21 protein-coding genes and 1 pseudogene are annotated in these 24,541 nt (G+C 49.8%); 8 read left to right on the forward strand and 14 right to left on the reverse strand.

Annotation, left to right across the window (positions count from 1 at the left end; genetic code table 11):
- Positions 1-2: 2 nt before the first annotated feature.
- Together CS910_RS03770 and CS910_RS12140 are read right to left on the reverse strand one after the other, a co-directional pair.
- Complete coding sequence (locus tag CS910_RS03770; protein ID WP_099209807.1) at positions 3-1,772, reverse strand: winged helix-turn-helix domain-containing protein; 1,770 nt, start codon at positions 1,770-1,772, stop codon at positions 3-5.
- Between the two features lie 86 nt (positions 1,773-1,858).
- Positions 1,859-1,984 carry a hypothetical protein gene (locus CS910_RS12140; protein WP_262926565.1) on the reverse strand — a complete coding sequence of 42 codons (126 nt, stop codon included), beginning with the start codon at positions 1,982-1,984 and terminating at the stop codon, positions 1,859-1,861.
- A gap of 316 nt (positions 1,985-2,300) precedes the next feature.
- On the opposite strand from CS910_RS12140, the gene CS910_RS03775 reads away from it, so the two are divergent.
- From CS910_RS03775 to CS910_RS03790, 4 genes are all read left to right on the forward strand, one after another.
- Positions 2,301-3,215: a hypothetical protein gene (locus CS910_RS03775; protein ID WP_099209808.1), complete on the forward strand. Its 915-nt coding sequence runs from the start codon at positions 2,301-2,303 to the stop codon at positions 3,213-3,215.
- Positions 3,216-3,261: 46 nt separating this feature from the next.
- Complete coding sequence (locus tag CS910_RS03780) at positions 3,262-4,473, forward strand: MFS transporter (protein ID WP_099209809.1); 1,212 nt, start codon at positions 3,262-3,264, stop codon at positions 4,471-4,473.
- A 188-nt stretch (positions 4,474-4,661) separates the two neighbouring features.
- The gene (locus tag CS910_RS03785) at positions 4,662-5,432 is read left to right on the forward strand and encodes a type IV toxin-antitoxin system AbiEi family antitoxin domain-containing protein (protein WP_099209810.1); all 771 of its coding nucleotides are present in this window, start codon (positions 4,662-4,664) and stop codon (positions 5,430-5,432) included.
- Positions 5,429-6,268 carry a nucleotidyl transferase AbiEii/AbiGii toxin family protein gene (locus CS910_RS03790; RefSeq protein ID WP_099209811.1) on the forward strand — a complete coding sequence of 280 codons (840 nt, stop codon included), beginning with the start codon at positions 5,429-5,431 and terminating at the stop codon, positions 6,266-6,268. The genes CS910_RS03785 and CS910_RS03790 overlap by 4 nt, the downstream gene beginning before the upstream one ends.
- A 621-nt stretch (positions 6,269-6,889) precedes the next feature.
- Here CS910_RS03790 and CS910_RS03795 read toward each other — a convergent pair.
- From CS910_RS03795 to CS910_RS03805, 3 genes are read right to left on the reverse strand one after another with little or no spacing between them, the layout of a single operon-like run.
- The gene (locus tag CS910_RS03795; RefSeq protein ID WP_145955351.1) at positions 6,890-7,075 is read right to left on the reverse strand and encodes a hypothetical protein; all 186 of its coding nucleotides are present in this window, start codon (positions 7,073-7,075) and stop codon (positions 6,890-6,892) included.
- Complete coding sequence (locus CS910_RS03800) at positions 7,069-7,530, reverse strand: hypothetical protein (protein WP_099209813.1); 462 nt, start codon at positions 7,528-7,530, stop codon at positions 7,069-7,071. Before CS910_RS03800 ends, CS910_RS03795 begins: the two co-directional genes overlap by 7 nt.
- Before the next feature lie 25 nt (positions 7,531-7,555).
- Positions 7,556-8,911 (reverse strand): hypothetical protein, encoded by a 1,356-nt coding sequence (locus CS910_RS03805; protein ID WP_099209814.1) that lies wholly within the window; start codon positions 8,909-8,911, stop codon positions 7,556-7,558.
- A 343-nt stretch (positions 8,912-9,254) separates the two neighbouring features.
- Here CS910_RS03805 and CS910_RS03810 point away from each other — a divergent pair, with 343 nt between their 5' ends.
- Together CS910_RS03810 and CS910_RS03815 are read left to right on the forward strand one after the other, a co-directional pair.
- Complete coding sequence (locus CS910_RS03810; protein ID WP_145955352.1) at positions 9,255-10,589, forward strand: hypothetical protein; 1,335 nt, start codon at positions 9,255-9,257, stop codon at positions 10,587-10,589.
- 5 nt (positions 10,590-10,594) lie between these two features.
- Positions 10,595-11,492 (forward strand): annotated as a pseudogene (locus tag CS910_RS03815) (MBL fold metallo-hydrolase).
- Here CS910_RS03815 and CS910_RS03820 read toward each other — a convergent pair.
- Complete coding sequence (locus tag CS910_RS03820; protein WP_099209817.1) at positions 11,489-12,217, reverse strand: hypothetical protein; 729 nt, start codon at positions 12,215-12,217, stop codon at positions 11,489-11,491. The pseudogene CS910_RS03815 and the gene CS910_RS03820 sit on opposite strands and share 4 nt — an antisense overlap.
- Before the next feature lie 140 nt (positions 12,218-12,357).
- Between CS910_RS03820 and CS910_RS03825 the strand changes: the two genes are divergently transcribed.
- A complete protein-coding gene (locus CS910_RS03825) occupies positions 12,358-13,530 on the forward strand; it encodes a nicotinate phosphoribosyltransferase (RefSeq protein ID WP_099209818.1) in 1,173 nt (390 codons plus the stop codon).
- Between the two features lie 62 nt (positions 13,531-13,592).
- On the opposite strand, the gene CS910_RS03830 is transcribed toward CS910_RS03825, so the two are convergent.
- The 4 genes from CS910_RS03830 to CS910_RS03845 form a co-directional block, all read right to left on the reverse strand.
- Positions 13,593-13,796, reverse strand: a complete 204-nt coding sequence (locus CS910_RS03830) for a ferredoxin (protein ID WP_099209819.1) — start codon at positions 13,794-13,796, stop codon at positions 13,593-13,595.
- Between the two features lie 131 nt (positions 13,797-13,927).
- The gene (locus CS910_RS03835; RefSeq protein WP_099209820.1) at positions 13,928-14,458 is read right to left on the reverse strand and encodes a metal-sulfur cluster assembly factor; all 531 of its coding nucleotides are present in this window, start codon (positions 14,456-14,458) and stop codon (positions 13,928-13,930) included.
- 60 nt (positions 14,459-14,518) lie between these two features.
- Entirely contained in the window at positions 14,519-15,256 is a 738-nt protein-coding gene (locus CS910_RS03840) for an ATPase (protein WP_099209821.1), read from the reverse strand.
- On the reverse strand, positions 15,257-16,258 hold the full coding sequence (locus CS910_RS03845; RefSeq protein ID WP_223211922.1) for a PDDEXK family nuclease: 1,002 nt from the start codon (positions 16,256-16,258) through the stop codon (positions 15,257-15,259).
- 68 nt (positions 16,259-16,326) lie between these two features.
- Here CS910_RS03845 and bpsA point away from each other — a divergent pair, with 68 nt between their 5' ends.
- Positions 16,327-17,382: a N(4)-bis(aminopropyl)spermidine synthase gene (gene bpsA / locus CS910_RS03850; RefSeq protein WP_099212418.1), complete on the forward strand. Its 1,056-nt coding sequence runs from the start codon at positions 16,327-16,329 to the stop codon at positions 17,380-17,382.
- A 12-nt stretch (positions 17,383-17,394) separates the two neighbouring features.
- Here bpsA and CS910_RS03855 read toward each other — a convergent pair whose 3' ends face one another.
- From CS910_RS03855 to CS910_RS03870, 4 genes are all read right to left on the reverse strand, one after another.
- Positions 17,395-19,134, reverse strand: a complete 1,740-nt coding sequence (locus tag CS910_RS03855) for a prenyltransferase/squalene oxidase repeat-containing protein (RefSeq protein ID WP_099209822.1) — start codon at positions 19,132-19,134, stop codon at positions 17,395-17,397.
- A 39-nt stretch (positions 19,135-19,173) separates the two neighbouring features.
- Complete coding sequence (locus CS910_RS03860) at positions 19,174-21,183, reverse strand: S8 family serine peptidase (protein WP_099209823.1); 2,010 nt, start codon at positions 21,181-21,183, stop codon at positions 19,174-19,176.
- 265 nt (positions 21,184-21,448) lie between these two features.
- Positions 21,449-23,266 (reverse strand): aldehyde ferredoxin oxidoreductase family protein, encoded by a 1,818-nt coding sequence (locus CS910_RS03865; protein WP_099209824.1) that lies wholly within the window; start codon positions 23,264-23,266, stop codon positions 21,449-21,451.
- Between the two features lie 111 nt (positions 23,267-23,377).
- Entirely contained in the window at positions 23,378-24,502 is a 1,125-nt protein-coding gene (locus CS910_RS03870; RefSeq protein ID WP_099209825.1) for a tungsten cofactor oxidoreductase radical SAM maturase, read from the reverse strand.
- Positions 24,503-24,541: the final 39 nt, after the last annotated feature.

Below are 24,541 nucleotides of genomic sequence, written 5' to 3' on the forward strand. Positions count from 1 at the left end.
AGTTATACTCCGAATATTTTGTAGTAATCCAAGTCGCTAAAGTAGGATTTCAGAGTCTCATCAAGTAGAAGGTACCTTTTTTCTTTCTTTTTCCCAACTTTGAATTCCTCAACTTTTACTAATCCTATATCTGTTAAAAATTCCAGATATCTTGTTATAGTTTTCTTAGACAGTTTCTTCAGGCCTCTTCTCTTTCCGAGAAACTTTGTGAACTCAAATAGTAGCTCACTTGTGCTCCATCCAATCCCTGTCGCCCAGAGGATTATGCTCATCTTTTCAATGTCTTCCTGACTATAAAATGACTCTGGGGCAATCTGTTTTAATATACTAACCGAGCACTCCAAAAACTTTGGATCCACATATAAAAAATTGTCCTCTTTTTCGGTTGAGGCTACTGAAAGATCTTCATATAGCCTAAGCCAGTAGTAGTTTGGTCTCTTACCTTTTGTGGCAGAGATATATCCAAGCCTTTCCAGCTTTTTTAATCTTCTCCTTATTGTAGATTCGCTTTTAGATAAAATCTTAGCTAATATTGGGACTTTAATGAAAGTACGCTCAGCGGTTATCTTGAGTATCTGGTAATCTAACTTGTCTAATTCTGCTAGGTGTTGTCCATAGGATGCTAAATAGGTTGCAGATTCCGTGCCCCATAGATACCCTAAAAATTCTTTATCCACCAATAGCTTCTGAGTTAGGTACCTGTAGTCTTCAACCGGATCCCACCTAGGGGATATTCTCATAAAGGCCATGATAGCGCCCAGGATTCCAGATGCTATGTTAAGCCTCTCCCGGAGGGCATCTAGCTTTTTCAGAACTAAATTAGGATGTAGTTCGTTTCTTGAAATTTCTACTTTGTCTCTAACTATTACTTCCAGTTTAGGATCTCTGTGGGGATACAATTTTGAGGTGTACAACTTTAATCTGAACTCATGACCTTTCCAAATTATATCAACAACGTTACCATGCTCATCTAGACTGTTAACGTCTCCCTTGCTGATAACATGCTGACATATCCCATTTCTTTCTCTCAATTCATTTAAGAGCCTGTTCATCTTTAAGAGATTGTCTACAGTTCTACCATCTTTATCTATAGTGTATCTGGGAAACCTCACGTAGAGTTCAGGAGTTAATAATTTGATTCTTTTAAGTCTGTAAGTATAATCTATAGGTCTGTTTGGAAGGTCTCTAATAGCGTTAAGGACGTCAAAGGGATAATAAGTATCATAGCGATCAATTCTCATTGTCGATTTTATATATCCCGCTCTCGTATATGTGGTGTTTATTGTGTTCTTGTATATGAGCCCCACGGTTACTGTCCATTGAGGACGTTCCTTCAATGGATCCTGGTCATTTTTGAAACCTTTTATGATGACTGGAAGTATTCCGATCGAGTCTTTCATCCAGTTTGACTTATAGACTGAGGTTGGAGGAGCCTCCAAAACAATCTGGAGCTCTCCCGTCTTTGGTTTCTTTAGGAATAGATAGTACTTTTTCCCGTTTTTTCTTGTCTCACCTATGTATCTCCACTGCTCTATTTCTCTTATCTTATCCCGGCTATTTATCACATTCCGAACTAGAGCCTTGATTAGATGCCGGCTTAGGAATTCCAAGACGTCATATATGTATGTGCTAGAGTATGAGAAATATACTACAAAATGGTGCCTAACGGCGGAATAATGAGACTGTAATCCAAAATGAGAGCTGTTGATTGATGATATTTTGTTGTATTCATTAGCAGGGATAAAATTTATAGTATCCTCTAACCTAGTCATTCTCGGGTATCCCCCTTTTAGTCAGCGGAGCCGGCTATCTAAGAGTTTCAATCTTCTTTTATTTTCACAGCTATATTCTTCTCAATCTACATCCTGAGAGCCTCGGTGACTGCAATCCCTAATGCTCCCTTCTTTGATCCGTATCTCCTTCCAACTGCGAGCCTAAATTCCTCATCCAGCTCGTCTGGGATCAGAACGTGCAGTTGCCTCATTACTATCTCACCTCGTTCAAGTTCTCATGGTAGTGTACACAAGTTTTTATGTAATTATGTAGACTTACAACTTTATAAAGATTTAGGAACGAGAAGGCGTCTTTTATGCTCTTATACTATATAAAGTTTTCAATTCAGATTCTGGCCACTTTAAGATCTTTTTATCTCGTAAACGTTTGTTTGCTCCTTTTTGTATATCTCACGACAAGAAAAGGTGGTGGTTAAAAGTGAGACCCAATAATTATTTAATTAATTAGAGCATAGAAATTATGCAGATCAATTACTCATGGATATAAAACAACTGGGGTGGCAGATAATGAAAAGGGAGGAAATTAAAGAAATTATTGGGGTGCTTTACGGACTCATGGAGCCGGGAGAATTGAAACTGAAATGCATTAAGGTGACTCCTGGAATAAACGCTCTCCTGGATATTTTAGCTTCAGGATGGTACCCTAAGGACCCAGCCCAAGAACAGATAGTTTATACCCTTGAAGATCTGCTGGTCCTAGGGCATATCCTTAATTTAATTGAAACCCCGGAAGAGCTGAAGATTGCACTCGAAGAGATTTTAGAGCATAAAGAAGCAAGAAAGAACTGGATTCACCGGCTGAACAAATACAGGAAAGATAAGAGGCGGGACAAGATTCTCCAAAGATATGAAAATGTGCTTAACACAATCCTATCTAGGTGGAGAATTGACATTAAGGTTCCATGGACTAAAGTGCCTATTCCCGCTGTGGTCTTTGTTGACGCTTTGAGAACACTGAACAAGGATTCCCGGACTGTAAAGAAAAGTCTGCTGGAATTTGAGTCTCTGGGATTAATCAAAATTAAAGCCTGCACATCACTCAACTTGGACTCGTGTACCGATCTATCAACGCTGGCTAGGAAACTTACTGAAACATTTCACAGAACCCGCAATACGAAGAAAGCTGAAGAGGAGATATCTCGCATATTGATAGACACGGGGCTTTCTGAAGTTTCTCCTTCATTATTGGCCAAAACCTTGGACATCCTCAAAGAAAAGGACCGGCCTCTGGAGGAAAAATACCAGCTTCTTCTCGATGAAATGGTAACTGCCATCTCAACGTCGAGGATCTACTCTCCCACTATAATAATAGAGCTCCTCATACTTCCGCTCCAAACTACTGAAAAAGCCTTAGATGAAGCCACGATCAAAGAGATTATTGGGGATATTTACCGCTCTAAGAATGTCCCACCTGAAGAGTGATAACTTTTTATTTTTCCTGCTCCTTAATGGGGGCGGTGGATGTTAAGTGGACTTGGTTAGGAAATACAAGCTCTTTTATGCCCTCATGAACGTTGGATTCGTAGGAAACATTCTCATCATCTATTACCTAACCAAAGGCTTCAACTACGCCCAAATAGGAATCGCAACAGCAGTAATGACCGCCGGATACGTCCTCTTCGAAGTCCCAACCGGAGTAGTAGCCGACAAAATCAGCCGAAAACTAAGCGTCCTCATCGGACTAACCATTCACGCCCTCGGCCTCCTCGTCCTAATCCTCCTAAACAACTTCCCCCTCCTCATATTATACTCAATCCTCACCGTCCTCGGCGGAACATTCGCAAGCGGAAGCCTCCAAGCATGGTTATACGACAACCTCAAACACCTCGGCAGAGAAAAAGAATTCAGGAAACTCATGAAAGAAATCAAAACCATCACAATCCCCCTCTCAGCCACAACCGTCATAATCGGCGGATTCCTCGCCCAATACTACGGCTTCACCCTCCCCTTAGCCCTAACACTCCTCGCTGAGATAATAACCATTGTAGTGGCCTACACGATTCCGGAGTATGAGTTCCAGAAGCCCGAACGCTCCTACCTCAAACACACCTTTGAAGCTTCCAAAAAACTCCTTCGGCCAGAACTCCTCTGGCTCATAATTCTCTCAATCACCGTCTCAATGCAGGTAAACCAGTTCAGAAAGTTCTTCGAACCTTATCTCGGAGACATACTCGCCAGGAGGTTAAATACAACCCTTATTGGAACGCTCGGAATCCTCGGAGTGGTTGAAGCCATCGTCAAAGTCGTTCCGAGGCTTATAGGAATCCGCCTCAGAGACGAATGGAGCGTCAAAGCCTACTCCCTCGCTCCGGTTGTTATCCCGCTCTTAACGGCCCTCTCCGTGATTTACCAGAACCCGCTCTGGATTGTCGCCTTGGGAATCGTGGTTACAATAGTTAATACCGCCTTCGGCTTCAACGTCTCGATTGAACTCCAGCATCGGATACCGAGCGAGGAAAGGGCCACTATAATGTCTCTGGACATGATGGTCTCAGCGTTAGTTATGAGTGCGTTTTACTTCATCTACGGTTTCGTCGTGGACTGGCTGGGACTGGCTGAAGCGAGGTTACTCTTCGCCCTAATCCTCCTCGGTGCGGGAGTCTCATTGAAGGCTGGGGAACTCTTAGGCCCACTCAAGGACGTTCTAAAGCTCAAACACATGGAAGCCATGACCAAATAGACCGTGATTAAGCTTTGTTTTTTGTTTAATATCTTTGATGGACCGTATCTTCGAGCTTGAGTGATATTAGAGAATCTATACTTCCTTTCCAAATCATCTAGCTGGATCATAGAATACTCATCTCCAAAACCTTTATATTCAAAAATTCTCATTTTCATCCAGTTATATTGTGATTATGGTGAGAAAATATGAATACCACAGAGGTCCTAAGAAGGCTCTCTGAACTGGGGGATGTCTTCACCAAGAAGGAGGCCCAAGAGAAGCTTGGCATAACTACAAGACAGCTAAACTACTACCTTAACATTCTCCTCAGAGAGGGATTTCTTCGGAGAATCGCCAAGGGCATCTACACCCTCTCCTTAGAACCTGGAAGGGCCTCTTCGCCTCACGAGTTCCTTTTAGGCCAGTTGTTGGTGCCTAACGGGGCAGTTGCGTACTGGTCCGCCCTCAACTACTACGGGTTAACAGAGCAGATTCCAAGAACGGTTTTCATCCAAACTCCAGTAAAGAGGGGTTACAAGGAGCTCTTGATACTTGATGGCAAGAGGTTCAGGGTAGTTGTAGTCCGACCTGAGAAGTTTTTTGGAATTAGAACCATACGCCTTGGACGCAGGGAGGTTCGGATAACAGATCCAGAAAAGACGATAGTGGACTGTCTAGACAAGCCTAAGTACTGCGGGGGAGTAATCGAGGTCGTTAAGGCCCTCAAGAACGCGAGGCTGGATTATGAAAAGTTGCTGGAATATGCTGAACGGATGAAGAGCAAGGCCATTCTGAAGCGTTTGGGATTTTTAAGTGAGAAGCTGGGGCTCGGGATTGAGAATGGAATCCAGCTTTCTGAAAATGACAAGAAGAGCTTCGCACTCCTCGACCCCTCAATGCCCTCTGGAGGCCGCTTCAGCTATCGGTGGGGCCTGAGGATTAATGTTCCGGAGGATTATTGGGAGGAGGTAGAATGATTGAGGAGGAGATAAAGGCCCTGAGTTCTGAGCTTGGGGTTCCGGTTTCTACTGTTGAGAAGGACTATGCTATAAGCTGGATGCTCTATGGGCTCTGGAAGTCAAAGTTTTGGAGAGTACTGGCATTCAAAGGAGGTACCTGCCTGAAAAAGGCATACTTTGCAGACTACAGATTTTCTGAGGACCTTGACTACACCCTGCTTTTAGAGGAGCCGGATATAGGGGATGTCCAAGCTAAAATAGCTGAAGCCGTTGAAGCGGCCAATGAGGGGCCCGTTCAGTTCCTTGATTTTGAACTGAGGCCAAGATATGGAGTGAAGCTTTTTCCGGGAGAGCTTCTTGGGTTTGAAGTTCGGATTCCGTTTAGACTGCTCAGCAGAACCGGAAATCCTCCGAAGATTAAGATGGACATAACCCTCGAAAAGTACGAGAAGATATTGCTACCCCTCCAAGAAAGGCCGATTCTGCATGGGTATTCAGACAGCCCAAGGTTTTCTGTGGTAAGCGTTAGGACCTATAGCTTGGAGGAAATACTGGCTGAGAAAATCAGGTCTCTGTTCCAGAGGACGAGGCCGAGGGATTTGTATGATATATGGTTTCTAAAAAGCATTGCTGACCTGAGAAGTGTGACACAGATACTCCGTCCCAAGTTTGAGGCTAAGGGGGTTGAACCTGATATAAATGCCCTTCAAGGTAGAAAGCCCTACTATGAAAGGGCCTGGGAGAGCAGTCTGGGTCATCAGTTGAGGGAACTTCCAGAATTTAGTACCGTATGGAACGATGTTCTAGAATTAGTAAAGGAGGTTCTAAGTAATCTGGGCAGTTTCGAGGAGTAAAATTCCTCCATACCTAACCTCTAAAAGTTTGGACCGAATTGAACTCTCTTTTTAATGGACCCATGCCTAGCTAATCTTTTAATTGCAACTGCAGTGGAACTTCTAATTGTTGTTGAGACTGAAACAAAAACTGTAGAAAATGGAAGTGGGTTCAAAGTTTAGGCTAAGAGCTCTGAATTAATGTGAAACTCTAACAAAAGTTGCCAAGCTATAGAAGGCTATGCTAGTTATGAGCTAATAGATAAGTGCATGCCCTGACAGCGATAGGCTGAATTATTAAAATTATCATAAAGAATGCTCATAACAGAGCATTGAAGGGTTCGAGAAAGGGAGAGTTAGGGATATAGATATGGAAAGCCCTTTTCTGTGTTCTCATGAGTTCTATAGCGTTTTATCAAATTCTATCCTGTTCTACCCAGTTTCATCCTGTTTCGAATCAGCTCCTCAGAATTCCGACAGATAACAGTTGGGCATTCCAAGTTCTCAGAAGACCTTCTAGAACATGCATTTTCATACCTAAACTCACAATCTCCAAATCAAACACACGGTGAGTTACCCAGACTTGCTAAATTAATTTAGATTATTGGCTTTATTCAGAGTGAAAATCCAGCTAACGTACTATCATTGAAGATTCTGTTTGTATCTTTTTCCTTCTACAGTATCCCACCACTCATCTTCTGGTCTGTTCCAGTCTTCGGCTAAAATCGGCTCAATGTTCCTCAGCATTCCTAAAATAAACTCTTCATCTTCATCCTTTGGGTCATGGCAAATTTTCTTTCTCTTCTTATCATAAATCAATGTCACCAAACCTCCCCCTCCTCCCGGATCAGCTCTGAATAAGATTCATAAAAGAATACCATCTGATTTTTCATCTTTTCTGCCTTCACTCTGTATTTATAGGCGAGTGTCTCAACGATGGTGACTTTTCGCTCAAGGAATCCCTTCTTGTATAGGCGGTACAAAAACATCCTGATAAAAGCTTCCCATTTTCCGTCGCCTAATGCCTCTGGAGAGAGAATTGAGGCTTTTAGGAGCTCATCTATGAGTTCTCTAACTGTAAACCACACCCAGTCATTCTGGGCCAGGTGGCTTAGGACGAATATTTTTACCCTTATTCTTAGATAGTCTTCTGTGTTTTCTTTTAGCTTATCTTGAAGTTTGAGTAGATCTATATAGACATCATCGAGAGTCAGCTTTGAAATTTCAACTCTAGCATTTTTACTTTTCATCTTCCCGTGCTTTCTGACAGCATATCTTCCCATTTTAATAAACACCCCCCAAGACAGTTCACGTTATCTCCCCTATTCCTATGGAGGTTGCTCTGGATTCAGAATACGGATACTTGGAGAAGAACTTCTGGGAGGTTTCCTCGCTTAGAACTAGAAGAAGTTCTGGCATGGCTTCGTCTATTATTGAGTCAACGAACAGTCTTGTAAGTCTTTTATACCTTCTGCGGAATCTTTTATCCTCTGTAAGCGAGATGTAGTGCATGAAGTCAACGCCTTCTGCTCTCCCTAAAAGATAGTTCTTGTACCTCCTTAGCTCATCAACGAGCCGAATTCCGCTTAGAAAATTCATGAAATCGACTCTGCCATCGTCTACTAGGCTGTATATCATGTTCTGAAGATGGCTGTCAAAGAACTTTCTGAATAGTTTAATTGTGATTATCGGCTTATCCGGACTGCAGTGCTTAAGCCAAGGATACTTGTGGTAGATTTCTTCCAGCTTTTTACGGCTTCTAAACGTCTCTTTAGGGGTGTAGTAGTGTGTAAATATTTTGTCTATTGAATAGAAACCGAAAATTGGCTGTGTGGGGTCTAGAACATATTTCTTTTTAAAAACCTTGAGTTCGTTCACCAATATAGGATGTATGAATATTGGAGTAACTCCTCCCCCATCTCGCCGTAGCTTTGCTCTCCTAAAGTATATTACCCCTTCAGTGAGGTCTATTTGCTTGATTCTTCTACCTGTATCGTCAGAAGTAATGAATTGGAGGTCGTTGATTTCTGAGCCCCTAGCCCCTGTCATAAGGGCTATTAGAGTAGCAAGCCGAACCTTTTCTACTGTGATTGTGGGGCGTTCTGAGATGAGAACCGAAAGCCATTTCAGTGCAAGCTTTATTTGATCCGGAGAAACAACCTTTTCCTTCTCCCTTTTTCTATGGGTCTGTAGTTGTATTGCCTTTGATCTCATAGCTATTACTGATACCAATCTCAAGTAGAGGTTTGGATTAAAGACTTCGTCTCCTAAGGCTCGGGTTAAACTGATTCCGTATTTCTCCCAGAGGATGTGCTTCAACGCTTCTTCAGTGTACTTAACCACAACCCTAAATGTGTGGGTAGATTTGCTCCTTCGAGGGTCTTTGAGGTATTCTGAAAACACCTGATACACATCCATTGCGGTCAGTTTTATTATGGGGTTATCATCAGCTATGGGCCCTTTTATTCTCAGCAGGTACTCAATGAACGTGTTTATTGCAAACGATTTATTCTGAAAGGTGCCTGGACTCAGCTGTTTTAAGTTTCTCAAGCTTATGAGTTCTTCTTTATATTCATCTATGTCTCTAAGGTCGAGGAGTATGTAATCATCGGAGGAGTAACGGACGGGCAGTTTTTGAGGGCCTCCAAATCGTTTCCTCCTCATAGTTCATGCCGCCCTTGATAATGTTCTAAATTGTTCTATGAATATTCAAAGTTTATAAACATTGCTGAATTGCATACATTAACCTATGACATTGATTATATCGGAATATTTATATATTATAAGAGCATAATTAGCGCATACTTTAAGGCTATATAAGAACGTTAGAGCATACGATTGGTTTTGTGCTTATGTACAAAACGCATACAAAAGAGGATTTAGGATGACACTCCTCATCGGTTCGCAACCCAAATGGGTCCTTTGAACGGTAACGTTGGCGATGCTTATCTCTAGGAAACATTATGGGGTAAGGTTATAAGTTTTCCGAGCCTAATGAGAGAAGCACGTGCATCCACAAACTACAACCCCGGGTGATACGACGGAGGCACTGCTTATGGGGCTCCTGAAACCGGCAATCCGCATGACCGCGGTGTTTGCTGTGTTTTTGCTCTTGTTCAGCAACGCCATCGTATGGCATTTCGAGGGGTTCGGGGCAAACGGAGGGGTGAAGGGTTTCCTGACCGCACCAGTTAAAGTAATCGAGTACCGCCTCCATCATAGTGGGCCACCAAGAATAGAAAACCATGTGGGCAAAGAGGTGCCCCCTTGGAGACCTTTTTCCCCTGGGAAACTCCTCAGGGACATCAACAGCCCTCCCGTTAGGGAGTACATTGACAAACTAATAAATGAGAGCATTCTGAGGATTAGGGCCTCAGGGTATCCCATAGACCCCTCTCTCGTTCGGGGGACAGCGTACTCACTCCTCTTAGAGCGTGTTGTATACACCTACCATCCCGGATGGAACCTTCCGTCCGAGACCATATCCAACGGAGGAGTCTGTAGGGACTGGGCGCTTGTTGATTACGCCCTCATAAGGGCTGTGAACATGAGGTTTAACATCTCAGCGGATTACTACCTCGTCATAGCATATCCTAGGGTGGGAGAAGGCCACGCATTTCTCGCGGTTTATTATCCGAAAACAAAAACGTGGGAGCTCTACGATTGGTTTGCGACCCCTTACCTAGAATCTCCCTATGAGAATTCAAAGTTCAAGGTCGTGAAGCTTGGTAAAAATACGTATCTGGCTGGATGGTTCCCGGCAGGAGTGGCGCGAACTAACTCGTTCTCCTCGATTGAAGAGGCTCTGAGCGTCTACTCTCTGGCAGGAGGCTTCATACAGAGCGGTTACAATGTTACGCTCTACAGGCTTCCAGGGTTTGAGGAGGAGTTTAGCTTTCCAAGTTTCAGTGTGCTGAAATCGGCAGAGAAGAAGCTCTCAGAGATAAAGATAAGGTTTGGAAACTACGGAAAAACTTACACAATAAGGATAACCCCAATAGGGAACCTGAGCGTGAGGCTGAGCAACGTAACCTTGTACGGAAACTTCCTTCGCCTAAACTTAAGCTTTGCAAAGCTCAACCCCCCGGTTGAGCTTGTGGCATCACTCGGAGGGGAGATTATATTCCCCCGAGCGGACCTCAAGATTATAAAGTGGAGGGGATTATCCTACGTTGAAGGATACCCCGCGTACAAGTACCTGCTACTCAGAAACAGTCTAAAAAGCGTTACACTGCTCGTCGAGCGAAACCGGGAGTATCTACCCTTAATCTCGGCGTTCGAGGTCACGGTCCAGGAGTATCTCGGGGGACGGGGCTTTATGATAGAAATCTCAAGCTGGTGAGCCAAATGAGGGTCGTCCCGCTCGCCTCTGAAAGCCTCGGCGTTAGGAGCCTGGCGACGTTCGTGGAAGCTGGGGGAATAAAAATCCTAATCGACCCCGGCGTCGCCCTCGGACCCAAGCGTTACGGCCTTCCGCCGGCGAGAATCGAGCTTGAGACCCTCCAGAAGATGAGGAGGAAGATACAGGGCTACGCGAGGAAGGCAGAGGTCGTGACGATTTCCCACTACCACTACGACCACCACACCCCTTTCTTTGAGGGTCTCTATGAGAGCTCGGGCGAGGAGTATGCCCGCGAGGTCTACTCCGGGAAGCGGCTCTTCATAAAGCACCCGCGGGAGAACATAAACTTCAGCCAGAGGAAGCGTGCCTGGGCGTTTCTCAAGAAGGCGGAGCCAATAGCTAAGAGGGTGGAGTTCTCGGACGGGAGGAGCTTCGACCTCGGCGGCGTTACGCTGGAGTTCTCGCCCGCTGTGCCGCACGGTAGCGAGGGCTCAAGGCTCGGCTTCGTGGTTATGGTCCTCATCGACGACGGAACCCGGCTAATCCACGCCAGCGACATACAGCTCCTCAACAGGAAGGCCGTTGAGTGGATAATCGAAAAGAACCCCGACATCCTCATAACCGGCGGGCCGCCGACCTACCTCGGGAAGCGCGCAGAGGGGAGCTGGGAAACGGGAATTAAAAACCTCAATGAGATACTTCGTGAGACGAACGCTGAAATAATCCTCGACCACCACATCGTCAGGGACAGGAACTACCCGCGCTTCTTCGACGAGCTCGAGAAGAGGCCGAAGACCTTCGCTGGATTTCTGAAGGTCGAGGACAGACCGCTGGAGGCCTACAGGCGGGAACTCCACAGAATAGAGGGGGGGCGAAAGGGCGGAGGTGCCGTTCCACATTTAGGTTTCCCTGAACAATAGAAGATACACCGTGACGTCCTCGCCACCGCTGTAGAACCTGAAAGATACCTCGCCGAAATTGTCACATCCGCCCCCTCCGTACTGCAGCCAGCCGCCGGAGGCGATTAGGGTGGAGTCTCCTACGGTGGCGTAGGGTGCGCTGAGGGTTGTGGGGTCGGAGAAATAAACTTTGCAGAGTTCATTGTTCGGTGTCCTGACTCTCACGGCGTAGGTTGTGTATGGAATTCCCGTGTAAGTTCTGGTCCCATTAGTGAAGTTGGGTGGAAGACGTTGGATGTGCAATCCGCTGACGTTGATGGACTCCGGTCTAAAATTTATCCCGCAGCGTTCCTCGTGGAGAAAAAGGAGAACGTATCCATAGGTTTCGTTTCCCACCTGCATCGCGGTTTCGTTTATCACCCTTGAATCCGAAAGAAAGAGCCTTGTGAAGTTCGAGAATCTCTCCAGTTCTGAACCTTTTTTCTCTTCAATCGTCCGGTAGATTTCTTTTGCCCTCCCCAGCTCTTTCTTCATGAGCTCAACGGCGACTTTGTAAGTTGAACTGTTCGCGGTGATGCTGTCGGCGCCGTTCAGGACCGTAACGTTTCCCCGGTTTGGGCAGGCTATCTGAGTCATCGAGAACGTCGATGCCTTCTCATGCCCGGAGATACAGCCGGATGTGAAAACAAGTGCGATAATAAGGAGCGGCATCACAATATTAACGTTCATTTTGGACACCTATCACACATAGTATGTGCGATGTGGTATAATTACTTTTCGGTCACCTCGAGCCGTGAGACACATCTGTGCATGGACTCCTTCGGAAACCCTTAAATCCGACCGCGGGAAGTTTGTTTCAGGTGAGACCTATGAGGAACTTCTACATCGCCCACGAGGAGGATATAAAGGCTGGAAAGACGACGGACGTCTACTTCATTCGAACGAAGAAGATACTGACCGAGAAGGGGATTCACAGGAAGGTTTTCGCCGACGTCACCACGACTTCCCTTCCAAAGGATTGGAAGTGGGGTGTTCTTGCAGGAATCGAGGAGGTCGCGAAGCTCCTCGAGGGCCTGCCCGTTAACGTCTACGCGATGAGAGAAGGAACGATATTCCACCCCTACGAGCCTGTTCTCCAGATTGAAGGCTACTACGAGGAGTTCGGAGTCTATGAAACGGCCCTACTCGGAATGCTCAGCCAGGCGAGCGGAATTGCAACTGCCGCCTTGAGGGTCAAGATTGCCGCAAACTTTAAGCCGGTCTACTCCTTCGGAATAAGGCACATGCACCCGGCCATAGCGCCGATGATTGACAGGGCGGCCTTCATAGGCGGCTGCGACGGCGTTAGCGGCGTCCTAGGAGCGGAGATGATAGGGGAGAAACCCGTTGGAACCATGCCCCACGCGTTAATCCTTACAGTCGGCGACCAGGTGAAGGCCTGGAAGTACTTCGACGAGGTCGTCGAGCCCGAAGTACCGAGGACAGCCCTCGTTGATACGCTCTGCGACGAGAAGTTCGAGGCGCTGATGGCGGCCGAGGCTTTAGGCGAGAGATTAACTGCGGTTAGGCTTGACACACCTGGCTCGAGGAGGGGCAACTTCAGGAGGATAATCGAGGAGGTCCGCTGGGAGCTCAACTTAAGGGGCTACGACTGGGTGAAGATTTTCGTGAGCGGTGGGCTGAACGAGGAGAGCATAAGGGAAATCGTTGACGTGGCAGACGCCTTCGGCGTCGGTTCTGCCATAGCGAGCGCAAAGCCGGTAGACTTTTCCCTTGACATCGTTGAGGTTGAGGGGAAGCCGATAACGAAGCGCGGGAAGCTGAGCGGGAGGAAACAGGTCTACCGCTGTGAGAACGGACACTACCACCGCGTTCCGGCAGAGAAAAAGCTCGAACGCTGTCCCGTCTGTGGGGCGAAGGTCGAACCGCTCCTCCAGCCGCTCATCGAGAACGGTGAGATAGTGGCCGAGCTCCCGAAGGCAAGGGAGATAAGGGAGTACGTCCTCGAGCAGGCCGAGAAGTTCAAGCTGAGCCTCGAATGAGCTCTTCTTAATTTTTTAATTGTCTTCAGAAAAGCCCGACAAGGAATAGGAAAGAGAGGCCTTCAGGCCTCCTCAATGCTGATAGCGCTAACAGGGCAGGCCTCCATGGCCTCCTGAGCGCAGTTGTAGAGGTTCTCGTCCTCAATAACCTCGACGACCGGCTGAGCCTTGCCCTCGTCGTTCATCTCGAAAACGTCCGGGCAGAGGCTAGCACAGATGGCGTCACCAATGCAGGTGTCCTGGTCGACGGTAACCTTCCACGCCATGGCACATCACCGGGCTTAGGTGGGGTTTGACGAATATAAACTTTTCGTTCCTAAAACCGAGGGTTTGAAACGATAATCTGTGGAAAGGGAAGCGGAAGAAAGCTAAGATGAACAGAAAAAGACAAGATGGGTCAGTAAAGGCCCAGCTTCTTCTTGTACTCCGGGCTGATTCTGTCCGGCGTCCATGGTGGGTCGAAGGTAAGCTCAATTTCCGCATCTTTAACGCCGGGAATCTCGAGGATTTTGTCCTCAACGGCCCTGAGAATCCACATTGTCAGCGGACAGCCGGGGGTTGTCATCGTCATCTTGACGTAAACAGTGTTGTCGGGATTGACCTTCAGGTCGTAGATGAGGCCTAGGTTGACTACGTCAATGCCAATCTCGGGGTCTATGACCTCCTTGAGCTTCTCAAGAACCATCTCCTCGGTTATCTTGACGTCTCCAGCTTCCTTCACTTCCCTCTCGCGGTTGATGGTTATCAAGCCGACCCCCTCGAGCTTTCCGAGCTCGGAGTGGAGCTTTATGAGAACGTTGTCTATATCGGGTGTGTCCTTTGCAAGGGTAACCGTGACGTTGCCCTTCTCGTCAACCTCGATTGAGCGGATGAACTTCCCGTCAACGACGGATTTCACGACATTCTCAACCTCTTCCTTCGTGACCATGCTCACCACCGCTCCAACTTAAGAACTACACATTTAAACCTTTTGGGTCAAAGTTGGGAACTAACGGAGGAGGACGTCCCTCATCAGCTCGACGGCCATTTCGGGGCTCAAAGCCCTCGCCCGCGTCTCCCTAAGAATCCTCTGGAGGGCTAAACGCTTCGTCGACGGGGCCCGCTTAAAGAGCTCCCACAGGAGGGGACAGCCGAAGCTTAACTTGTATTCTCCACCGATTATCTCGATAATCTCGCCCTTGTCAAGGGCAAGAAACGCCGGAAAGTTAAGGATAACGATGTCGTTCTTCTCGTAAATCGAAATCAGGCCTGAGCTGAGCATGTCGCCCGTCGCAAGGATTCCCACTCCAAGCTCCTTCGCCTTCCTCTCAACGGCTTCCATAACCATTGAGTGACAGCGGCCGCAGATTGGTGCCCCTTTCTCAATCAGCTCCCACATCGCCTTCTCATAACCCGGCACCTCGACGAGTACTGCGTTCTCGGAGCGAACCTTTGGGAGGGTTTTTTCGCCCATCTGGGGCAGTTTCGCGGTTATTGGGAGGACGTCAAAGCCCGCCCAGCGCAGGATTTTCAGCGTTGCAGTGCTGTCGGAGCCGGCGGAGAAGGCCACAGCGACCTTGGAATCAGTGGGAGTCCTCTCGAAGTCTCTTCCTTCAAGGCGGAAGAGGATTAGCTCCCTCAGCCTGGAATATGTGCTCTCACCTATCGCTTCTCTCACACGTTCCAGTGCATCGAGGTTGTAGCGGAGGCGATAGCGCTTGACCGGGTCTTGGGTGAGGAGGGGCATTTAAACCTCCTCCAGCCGTATTTTCCCGAGCAGTTCTTCGTAGGTGTAAGTTGCTTCTCTCGTGATATTCCCAAACCCATAACTCCAGAATTTGATATTGGGCTCTTCCCCGATGTCCTTCTTGAAGGATTTGGCAATCAGCACTCCCCCCACAGTCTCGGGACCGCTTTCCTTTATGTACGCCTTCAGCTGTTTCAAGTCTTCTTTTCCGGCGCTTCCGAGCTTTACTTCCACAAGAATCCTCGGAGCCCTGCCGAGGGGGTGTTTGGGCTTTATCAGGAGGTCCACATGTCCGGAGGGGAGGACCTTTTCGCCGAGAACCTCAAAATCCTCCGGGTTCCCGTCTATTTTAAACGTCTCCAAAAGCCCACCCAGAGAATTCCTCTCAATGGCCTTTCGAAGGAGGGACTGGAGGAGAACTTCCCTCATCGGGAAAACCCTCGGTGGGTCTATGCGCTCCCGTGAAAAGGTGATTTTTGGCATGAACGCCTTCCATTTTGAGGTTTCATGTTGAAATTCTTCGCTTACTGAGATTCCCATTCCCGAAACGTTGTAAAGTGTTACCTCATCGGTCTGGAAATGAGTCTTTCTATACCCCCCTCTCAACAGAAGGTTTTCAGCTACGTAAGAAAACTCCGATCTTATCATTGACTCGGAAAGCTCACGGAGAGGTGTCAGCAGGAGCCTGAAGGGGAAAGAATACACCCTCCCAGAGGGCAGTTTTATCGGCTCCCAGGGGCCGACTTCGTCGGGATTCTCAATTGCGACTTTCTTTTTCACGCGATAGAGGTTGTAAACCTTCGCTCCGTGCAGGAACGAGACGTAGTCTCCGACATCAATATCAACAAATGCCCAGTACCCGTTTACGCTGCTTGTGAACCCTGCAACGTTCATCTGAGTGCATTTTTCAAGGTTCTCCATCGTCGCGACCGAGATGAGGAAGTATGACATCTTCTCACCAAACATGAAGGCGAGGGTATTGGTTAAAACTTTCACGTTCACGGGAAAACCTTAAAAGAGGCCTTACCAACCCCGTTCACGAACCAAAAATGCTTCTGGAGGGATTCATGATGAGGGAGGTAATCGAGAGGGTTAAGGCCAGGACGAGCATTCCCGTTTACGAGAGGACGATAGAGAACGTTCTTTCGGCGATTCAGGCCAGCAGTGACGTGTGGCGCATCGTTGACCTCAGCGAGGAGCCTCTTCCTCTTGTCGTTGCCGTCATGGAGGCGCTACACGAGCTCGGTCACATCGCCTTTGAGGGCCCGAACGTCATCCTCACCGAGAGCGGCAAACGGCTCGTCGAGAAGTACGGAATCGGGCCGAGGAGGGACTACACCTGCTCCCACTGCCAGGGCAGGACCGTTGAGCTTTCGGCCTTCAGCGACCTGCTCGAGCAGTTCAAGGAGATAGTCAAGGACAGGCCCCAGCCGAAGCACGACTTCGACCAGGCCTACGTCACCCCGGAGACGACCGTCGCGAGAGTCGCTCTCATGCACAGCCGGGGAGATCTTGAGAACAAAGAAGTTTTCGTCCTCGGCGACGACGACCTAACCAGCATCGCCCTGATGCTCAGCGGTCTTCCGAAGAGGATAGCGGTTCTCGACATCGACGAGAGGCTCATGAAGTTCATCGAGAAGACCGCCGACGAGCTCGGCTACTCCGACATCGAGATATTCACCTTCGACCTCCGCGAGCCCCTTCCGGACTACGCTCTCCACAAGTTCGACACCTTCATCACCGACCCGCCCGAGACCGTTCCGGCAATAAGGGCCTTCGTCGGCAGGGGAATCGCAACGCTGAAGGGCCCCGGTTGCGCCGGCTACTTCGGCATAACGAGGCGCGAGAGCTCCCTCGACAAGTGGCGCGAAATCCAGAGGCTCCTCCTCAACGAGTTCGGCGTCGTCATAACCGACATCATCAGGAACTTCAACGAGTACGTCAACTGGGGCTATGAGGAGGAAACGCGCGCCTGGAAGCTCCTGCCGGTCAAGGTCAAGCCGTCCTACAACTGGTACAAGAGCTACATGTTCAGGATTCAGACGCTTGAGGGCTCAAGGGGATTTGAAGAAAAAATAGAAGTCGGAGATGAGCTCTACAACGATGAGGAAGCCTCCACGACCTGACCTGAATCGTGCTCAGCGACTTCGTTTTCCTTTTCTCTTCATCAGTGCAGCGTATCCAAACGCTCCCGCGAAAAGGACAACGGCCACGCAGTACACGATATAGAGTCTGTTGTCCTCTTTTTGGTGCCACATCTCGGTCAGCGGCTTTTTCCAGGGGTTTTCTGCTCTGAAGCCCGTCACCGGAACCGCGCTCACGGTTAGGGGATGGGTCGAGGGGTACACGACAACGTAGCCCTCGAGACCATTGACGCACATTCTCTCGGTGGTGTTCCCGTAGAAAATCCCGTTCTTTATCAGGAGGAACGTTGCGTTCTTTAGCTCAACGACGCTTCCCGTGCTGGTCGGTTGGGGAATATCCGCGTACAGTGACCGCCTGATGAACTCGTACCCTTTTCTGTACGTTTCTGTATTTGAGAGACCTGTCTCTAAAAGAGCCCTGAGGACTTCAGCCGTCGTTTTAATGTTGTCCGGTGATTCTGCGTTGTAGCCCCACCCACCGCTTGGATGTTGATGACGTTTGAGTATCGTGAGGGTCCTGTTTAGGGCCTTTTTCATCCCGAATCTGTCGAAGTCCACCAGGGCATAAGCGTAGTAGTAGTTTGGGTAGTCGTCCCTAACGTTTGAGGCGAGCCAGTTGAGAACGGGGGTGTAGTTCATCGTGATGTTAAGCGCTGAGAGAACCCAGACTATGTAGGCTGTGTCGTAGAAGTTGCCCCAGTGATTGCCCTCTTCGCTGTCCAGGAGGTAGCTAATCTCCCTCTCGTATGGCTTTCCGAGGTCGTGGTTAAGCCTCGCAATCTCTGCAACCATCCAGGGTTTCAGCTTCTGGAGATGGATTTCGGACAGGTCGATGCTGTGGTTGCACTCAACGTAGTATCTGGCGAGCACAACTTTCTCCCACTCGAACCTTGGCTGAACCTTGAGCATGTACGGGCATGCAATCGGCTTGAGGTCGTAGAACCCTGGAAGCGTTGCGGCCTCGAGAAGGTCAGGAGGTTGGTATTTAAGAACACCCCAGAAGCCGAAGTGGAGGGAGTTCAACAGCTCCTTCGCGTATCGCTTCTCCCCCGTTGCATACAGCAGGAGCGCGAGGGATGCAGGGTCCCGGAGAGGGGAGCTTATTTGAACGTTCTCACCGGTGAGGTACGCTATTGCAAACGCTTTGTATAGTGCGTTCACACCACTCGCCTCAACTTTGCGCAGGTCCTTCACGTCCCCGAGGGCCATGTAGCCGAATATCTGCCCCATCGTTGTTCCCGGCGTGTGGGTCTGGAGGTAGTAGATGCCGTTCGTTATGGCCTTTTTGACAGGGAGCCAAGAGTAAGCGAAGTCCTCATACTCACGGAGGGCAACCACCGCCAGGGCCGTGTCGGTGTAGTCCCCAAAGGAGCCGTCCTTCCTCTGCTTGTACAGGAGCCAGTAAACACCCGCGTGAATGGTCTTATTGAAAAGTCCCCGGGCTATTGACTCCCCCCGCATGAGGGCCATCAGGGCGAGCGCCGTATACTTGGCCTGGGGTGCCATACCGTACTGGTACGCCCATGCGCCCTGGGGGGTCCTCAGCTTCATCAGCCAGACGTCGGCCTCCAGAACGTACTGGTATTCATGGGCTTTGTAGAGGGCAACGGCGGCCAAGGCAGTGGTAGGAATCGTTGGGTCGTAGACGTAGGGCACTTCCCTGGCCGCAACTTCCGGGGGAGTCAGAGCGAGCAGAATGAGGAAAATCATCAAAACCACTGTCATTTTTCTCATGCCGACACCTCCAAAAAGAAGAGGGAGGATAAAAAAACTTCAGCCGTAATAGATTTTCACCGTCAACCTGTAGTTGGCGGTCCAGTAGTACGTGTCGTACGCGTACACCAGGAAGTACCAAGTTCCTGACTGGGGGTTGCTGTAGCTTACGTGCTCATCTGAACCGGGATTGGTAGAGCTTGTTACGAGGTTCTGGTTCGGGTCGTAGAGGTAAAGGTCGAGGTCGTCGTAGCTGCTTCCATGGAGGAACCCCTCAATCTTTGTGGCGCCGCTACGAACGGTGACTGTGTCGACAACGTAGCTTCCGTACTCAACGGTTCCGGTGAAGTTCTTGACGACGACGTTAGGGGAGGGACTTGGGGACGGGTTTGGACTCGGATTGGGGTTCGGGCTAGGTGATGTTCCCTTCTTCACGGTTCCACCTTCGTCGAGAACCTCGAGGTGATAGTTGCCGCTTCCCTTGTAACTGTTGATTACGAAGTACCAAGTCCCCGGGGTCGGGTTCCGGTAGGCGACCTTTTCGAAGCCGTAGTAGCCTGTGGTGGAGGAGTCCACGAGCTTGCCGTTCGGGTCGTACATGTAAAGGTCAAAGTCCGCGTTCTTGTTATCCCATGTAAGGAGTGCCGCAAGCCTCTTGGTTCCCTGGCTGACAACAACGCTCAGCGTGACGTTCTTCTTGTTTTCCAGGTATCCCGTGAAATCAACCTTTGAATCCTGGTCGTACTTGAGGGCTTCGTAGACGTTTATTCTGCCGGCACCGTAGGCGACACCGGCAATCTGGCTTGGAGCCACGACATCGGCCGTTATCTCAAGGACGTACTTTATCTTGTCTGGGCTCCAGTCGGGATGAGCCTGCCTGAGGAGGGCAACGGCACCGCTGACGTGCGGAGTGGCCATGCTGGTTCCGGAGGCGGCGACGTAGTACTGACCGACGAGCTCATTGGTGAGCTGAGTGCCGGCAGCTCTGTCGGAGATAATCCAGTTGCCCGGAGCAACGACCTCGGGCTTGAGCCTGCCGTCCGCGGTCGGCCCCCTGCTTGAGAAGCTGGTGATGACGTCGTTCTTGTCAACGGCACCGACGGTGATGACGTCCGGGGCGGCGGCGGGTGAGCCTATGGTGTAAGTGTCGGGTCCGCTGTTCCCAGCGGCGACACAGACGACTATTCCGTCCTCCCAAGCCTTGTCGACCTCCTGGCTGAGGGCATCGGTTCCATCCGAGCTCTCGCTTGAGCCAAGTGAGAGGTTTATTACCTTTATGTGGTATTTGTCCTTGTTCTTTATAACCCAATCAACTCCCGCTATGATGGTTGAGACTGAACCGCTACCCTCGGCGTTAAGGACCTTAACACCGACGAGCTTGGCCCCGGGTGCAACACCCCTGTACTTACCGTTGCTCGCGGCACCGGTGCTGGCGATTATTCCAGAAACATGGGTTCCGTGACCGTTGTCATCGTAGGGATAATCCTTACCGTTTACAAGGTCCTTCCATCCCACAACTTTACCCTTCAAATCGGGATGAGAGGCATCGATACCAGTGTCAATGACCGCTACAACGATGCCGTTTCCGTTGTATCCGACGTTCCATACCTCGGGTGCCGATATCTGAGCCGTGGACTCGTCGAGACCCTCGAGGTCAGCATCAACCTTCACTTTGTAGTCATCCTGAATGAACTGGATGCCCTGGATATCGAGTCCCTGAATGGCCCCCACATCTGCCAAACCTGCTAGTGCAAGGAGGTATTCGACTTTTATCTTGACCGCTAGCGCGGGTATTGCGTAGTAGTCGTACTTTATTTTTGCTCCGAGGAACTTAAGGAGAGGTATGGCTGCCCTCTTGTCCCTTTGGTTGTCGAACATTATGATTGTTGAGATTTCCTTGCTTGGGTCCATGCCTTGAACTTTCTCAAAGAGCGTCGGCGTTAGGAGACCGTAGTCTTTGGTGGTTTTATGAGCCATCGGCTGGCCGGTTGATGGCGAAATGGCCGCTGCAAATCCAAACGTCATGCCCACTAAGAGTACGGCAAGTACAAATGCCTTGAGCTCTTTCATTGGGTACACCCCTTGAAAGGTTTTAGTCATCGGGTATAGTAACCCTCATCGAGGAACATCTCTGAACAGTAGGGATATATAAACATTTCGATTTTCTTCCAAGGTATTGGATAATTTCCCATAATAAATGGATTTCTGCAATTATTTGCATGGGCTATTCCATAAAGCCTAAAATTCACCAACACATTGAAACACAGGTTGGATGATGTCACATAAAACAAGAATTGCTTTGAACGGATACATATAATTATAAAAAAGAAAACCTTCAAAGCTCCTCCAGGCCGAGCTCCTTGAGTTTCTCCTCTGGTATCTTGCCGTCCTCGGTCCAGCCACGGAACTTGTAGTACCTCGGAAGCATGAGGTGGAGCCTGACGACGTGGCCCTTGTTCGGTCCGTTCCTGACCGGCTCCTCAAGGAGCCTCTTCGGCAGGGTGTCCTCCTTGAGCGGGTCGAGGCCGGCGCGGAGGTTGAAGAGCCTCTCGGCGTTCCAGATGCGCTCGCCTATCTTCATGTACTCCTCGGTCGAGAGGTCCCAGCCGAGGGCCGCGTTCAGCATGTCGCGGTAGTCGTCGGCACCGAGACCGAAGGTCGTGAAGACACACAGTCCAGCGGCGTCGATGAGCGCGGTAAGGTCCTGGAACGTGATGACCATCTTGACCTTCTCGTCGCTTATGTCGTGCGGGTCCATCTTGTACGGGTATCCAAGAATCTCGGGACTAATCATGTACTGCTTGATGTGACAGCCACCGCGGTTGTTGGTGGCGTAACCGAGACCGTGGCCCTCGGCTCCACGCGGGTCGTAAGCCGGAAGCTCCTGCTTCTTGACACCCATGAAGTACTCGACGCCGTTGTACATCTCGGCCAGGCGGTAGCCACCCTCAGCAAGCTTGTCACCGAAGCCCTCGCGCTTGGCAATCTTCTCGATGTAGTAGTGGAGCACTTCGGTGTTGCCCCACCTGAAGGGCGGAGCGTCCTCGCCGAGGTCCTCCTGCTTGAGCAGGCCCTTCTCGTAGAGCTCCATCGCGGTCGCGAGGGTTCCACCGAGGCTTATGGTGTCCATACCGTACTCATCGGCAAGGTGGTTGGCCTCGATGATGCTCGCAAGGTCGTTTATGCCGTTGTGCGCTCCCAAAGCCCAGATGCTCTCGTACTCCGGTCCCTCTGTGATGCCGAGCGTTGGAAGCCGGTTAACCCTTCCACAGCCGATTGGACAGGCGTAACATGGCTTGTTCCTTACGAGGTACTTGGCGGCCATGGCCTCACCGCTCTGCTCCTCCGCGTACTCGAACTGGCTGTACTGGAAGTTCCTCGTCGGATAAAGGCCGTTCTGGTTGATTATGTTGACGAGAACTGCCGTTCCGTACTTGGGCAGTCCACCACCGGCAGTCGGGTCGTTCCTGAGCTTGTCGGTCTTCTCCTTGACGACGCTCGTGAACTTCGCCCTGTCGGCAACTTCAACGCGCTTGTGACCGCGGACGACTATCGCCTTAAGCTTCTTGCTTCCCATGACCGCTCCAACACCGCCCCTACCCGCGGCACGGTGCTCGTCGTTCATAATGGCCGCGAAGCGGACGAGGTTCTCTCCGGCGGGTCCGATGAGTGCAACCCTTATGCGCTTGTCCCCTATCTCCTCCTTGAGGGCCTCCTCGGTCTCGGTTGAGGTCTTGCCCCAGAGGTGGCTCGCGTCCCTAAGCTCAACGCTCTCGTCGTTTATGTACAGGTAAACCGGGTGGTCGGAAGCACCCTCGACTATTATCGCGTCCCAGCCCGCGAACTTGAGCTCCGCTCCGAAGAAGCCACCGGAGTTGGCCATTGCAATGTATCCCGTCAGCGGGCTCTTGGTTATCACCATGTACCTTCCGCCCGTTGGGGCGGTGGTTCCGGTCAGCGGACCGGTGGCAAAAATCATCTTGTTCTCCGGACTCAGCGGGTCAACGGTCGGGTCCATCTCCTTGAGGAGGTAGTATATGCCGAATCCCCTCGTGCCGAGCCACTTCTTGGCGAACTTCTCATCGAAGTGCTCTTCCTTTATTGAACCGTCTGTAAGGTTCACTCTCAGAATCTTACCCCAGTAGGCGTACATACTTCAATGCCTCCAAACGCTTTGTGAATCATTTTTGTACATTGATGCTAATAAACTTGACGAAAGCAAAAAAAGGGAACAAGGATGGACATCGAAAGCACATCTGTTTAACTACCAGAAGCCCTTCATACCCTTCTCCGGAATCGGGCAGAGCACTATGCGCCTCGACCACAGGCAGTCGGCACAGCTTGGCGTGTTGCCCCAGCAGTCGTAGTTCGTATCCTGCACAAAGGAGCAGGACTCGTTCAGCGGGCAGTCGGTACAGCTCGGGTAGAGGGCGTTTTTGACAACGTAGCGGAACCAGCTGTATTCCCTGTTTGTCCATATCTCCGCCAGGCTCTTCTCGCGGACGTTGCCGAAGGAGTGCGCGTAGACCTTCTTCTCCCTGCCGAGGATTATCTCGGGATAGGTGTGCAGGAAGCGATAGCAGGGAGCAACTTCGCCGTCCCACCTAACGACCGCCACCTTCTTGTCAACGAACTCGCACTTGCGCTCGGTCCTCAGGGAGAACTCCGCTATCTTGTGAAGGTAGCCGTGGTATATCGCCTCAAGCTTGTCAACGATTGGCTTCATGTCAACGGAACCGTCGTAGACTATCAGCTCCGCGTGCTCCTTGGTGATTGGAATCAGGTTTGAGATAAGCAAAGTGTCAACGCCGAGGGAACCGACGTAGTGAGCTATCTCCGGCAGTTCCCTGTAGTTCTCCTTGGTTGCAACCACCTCGACGCCGATGTGGGGAACGTCGCTTCCGAGCTCTCGCTTAACTTCCTGAATCTTCCTTATGCGCGAGCTGGTGTAGTCGGGCTTTATGTGGCCGATGTCAACGGGCTGAGTCGGCACGGAGTCAATGGAAAAGTATATGAGGTCGAGGCCGAGCTTTACGAGCTCTTCGATACGCTTGTCGGTGAGCAGAAAGCCGTTGGTGCTTATTCCAAGGGCAAAACCGCGCTTTTTAACCTCCTTCGCCATGTCCATGAAGCGCGGGTGAACCGTCGGCTCGCCGATTCCGCCGAAGTAAATCATCTCCAGCTCGGGGAGCTCTTCGGCGTCGTCGAGAATCTTGAGGAACAGCTCCCAGTCCATGTCGCCCTCTGGGTCGTCCCAGTACTGCTTGAAGCACATCTCGCAACGCAGGTTACAGCGGTTGGTTATCTCTATGTAGAGGTAGTGGATGTCCGGCTTCTTTGGGATTAGAACCTTGTAGTCTGACAAATCGAAAAGGTGGTGGTCCTCCATATTCGACACCTAAGGGAGGGGTTAAATGGAACCGCTTAT

Source organism: Thermococcus henrietii, assembly GCF_900198835.1.
Taxonomy (GTDB): domain Archaea; phylum Methanobacteriota_B; class Thermococci; order Thermococcales; family Thermococcaceae; genus Thermococcus; species Thermococcus henrietii.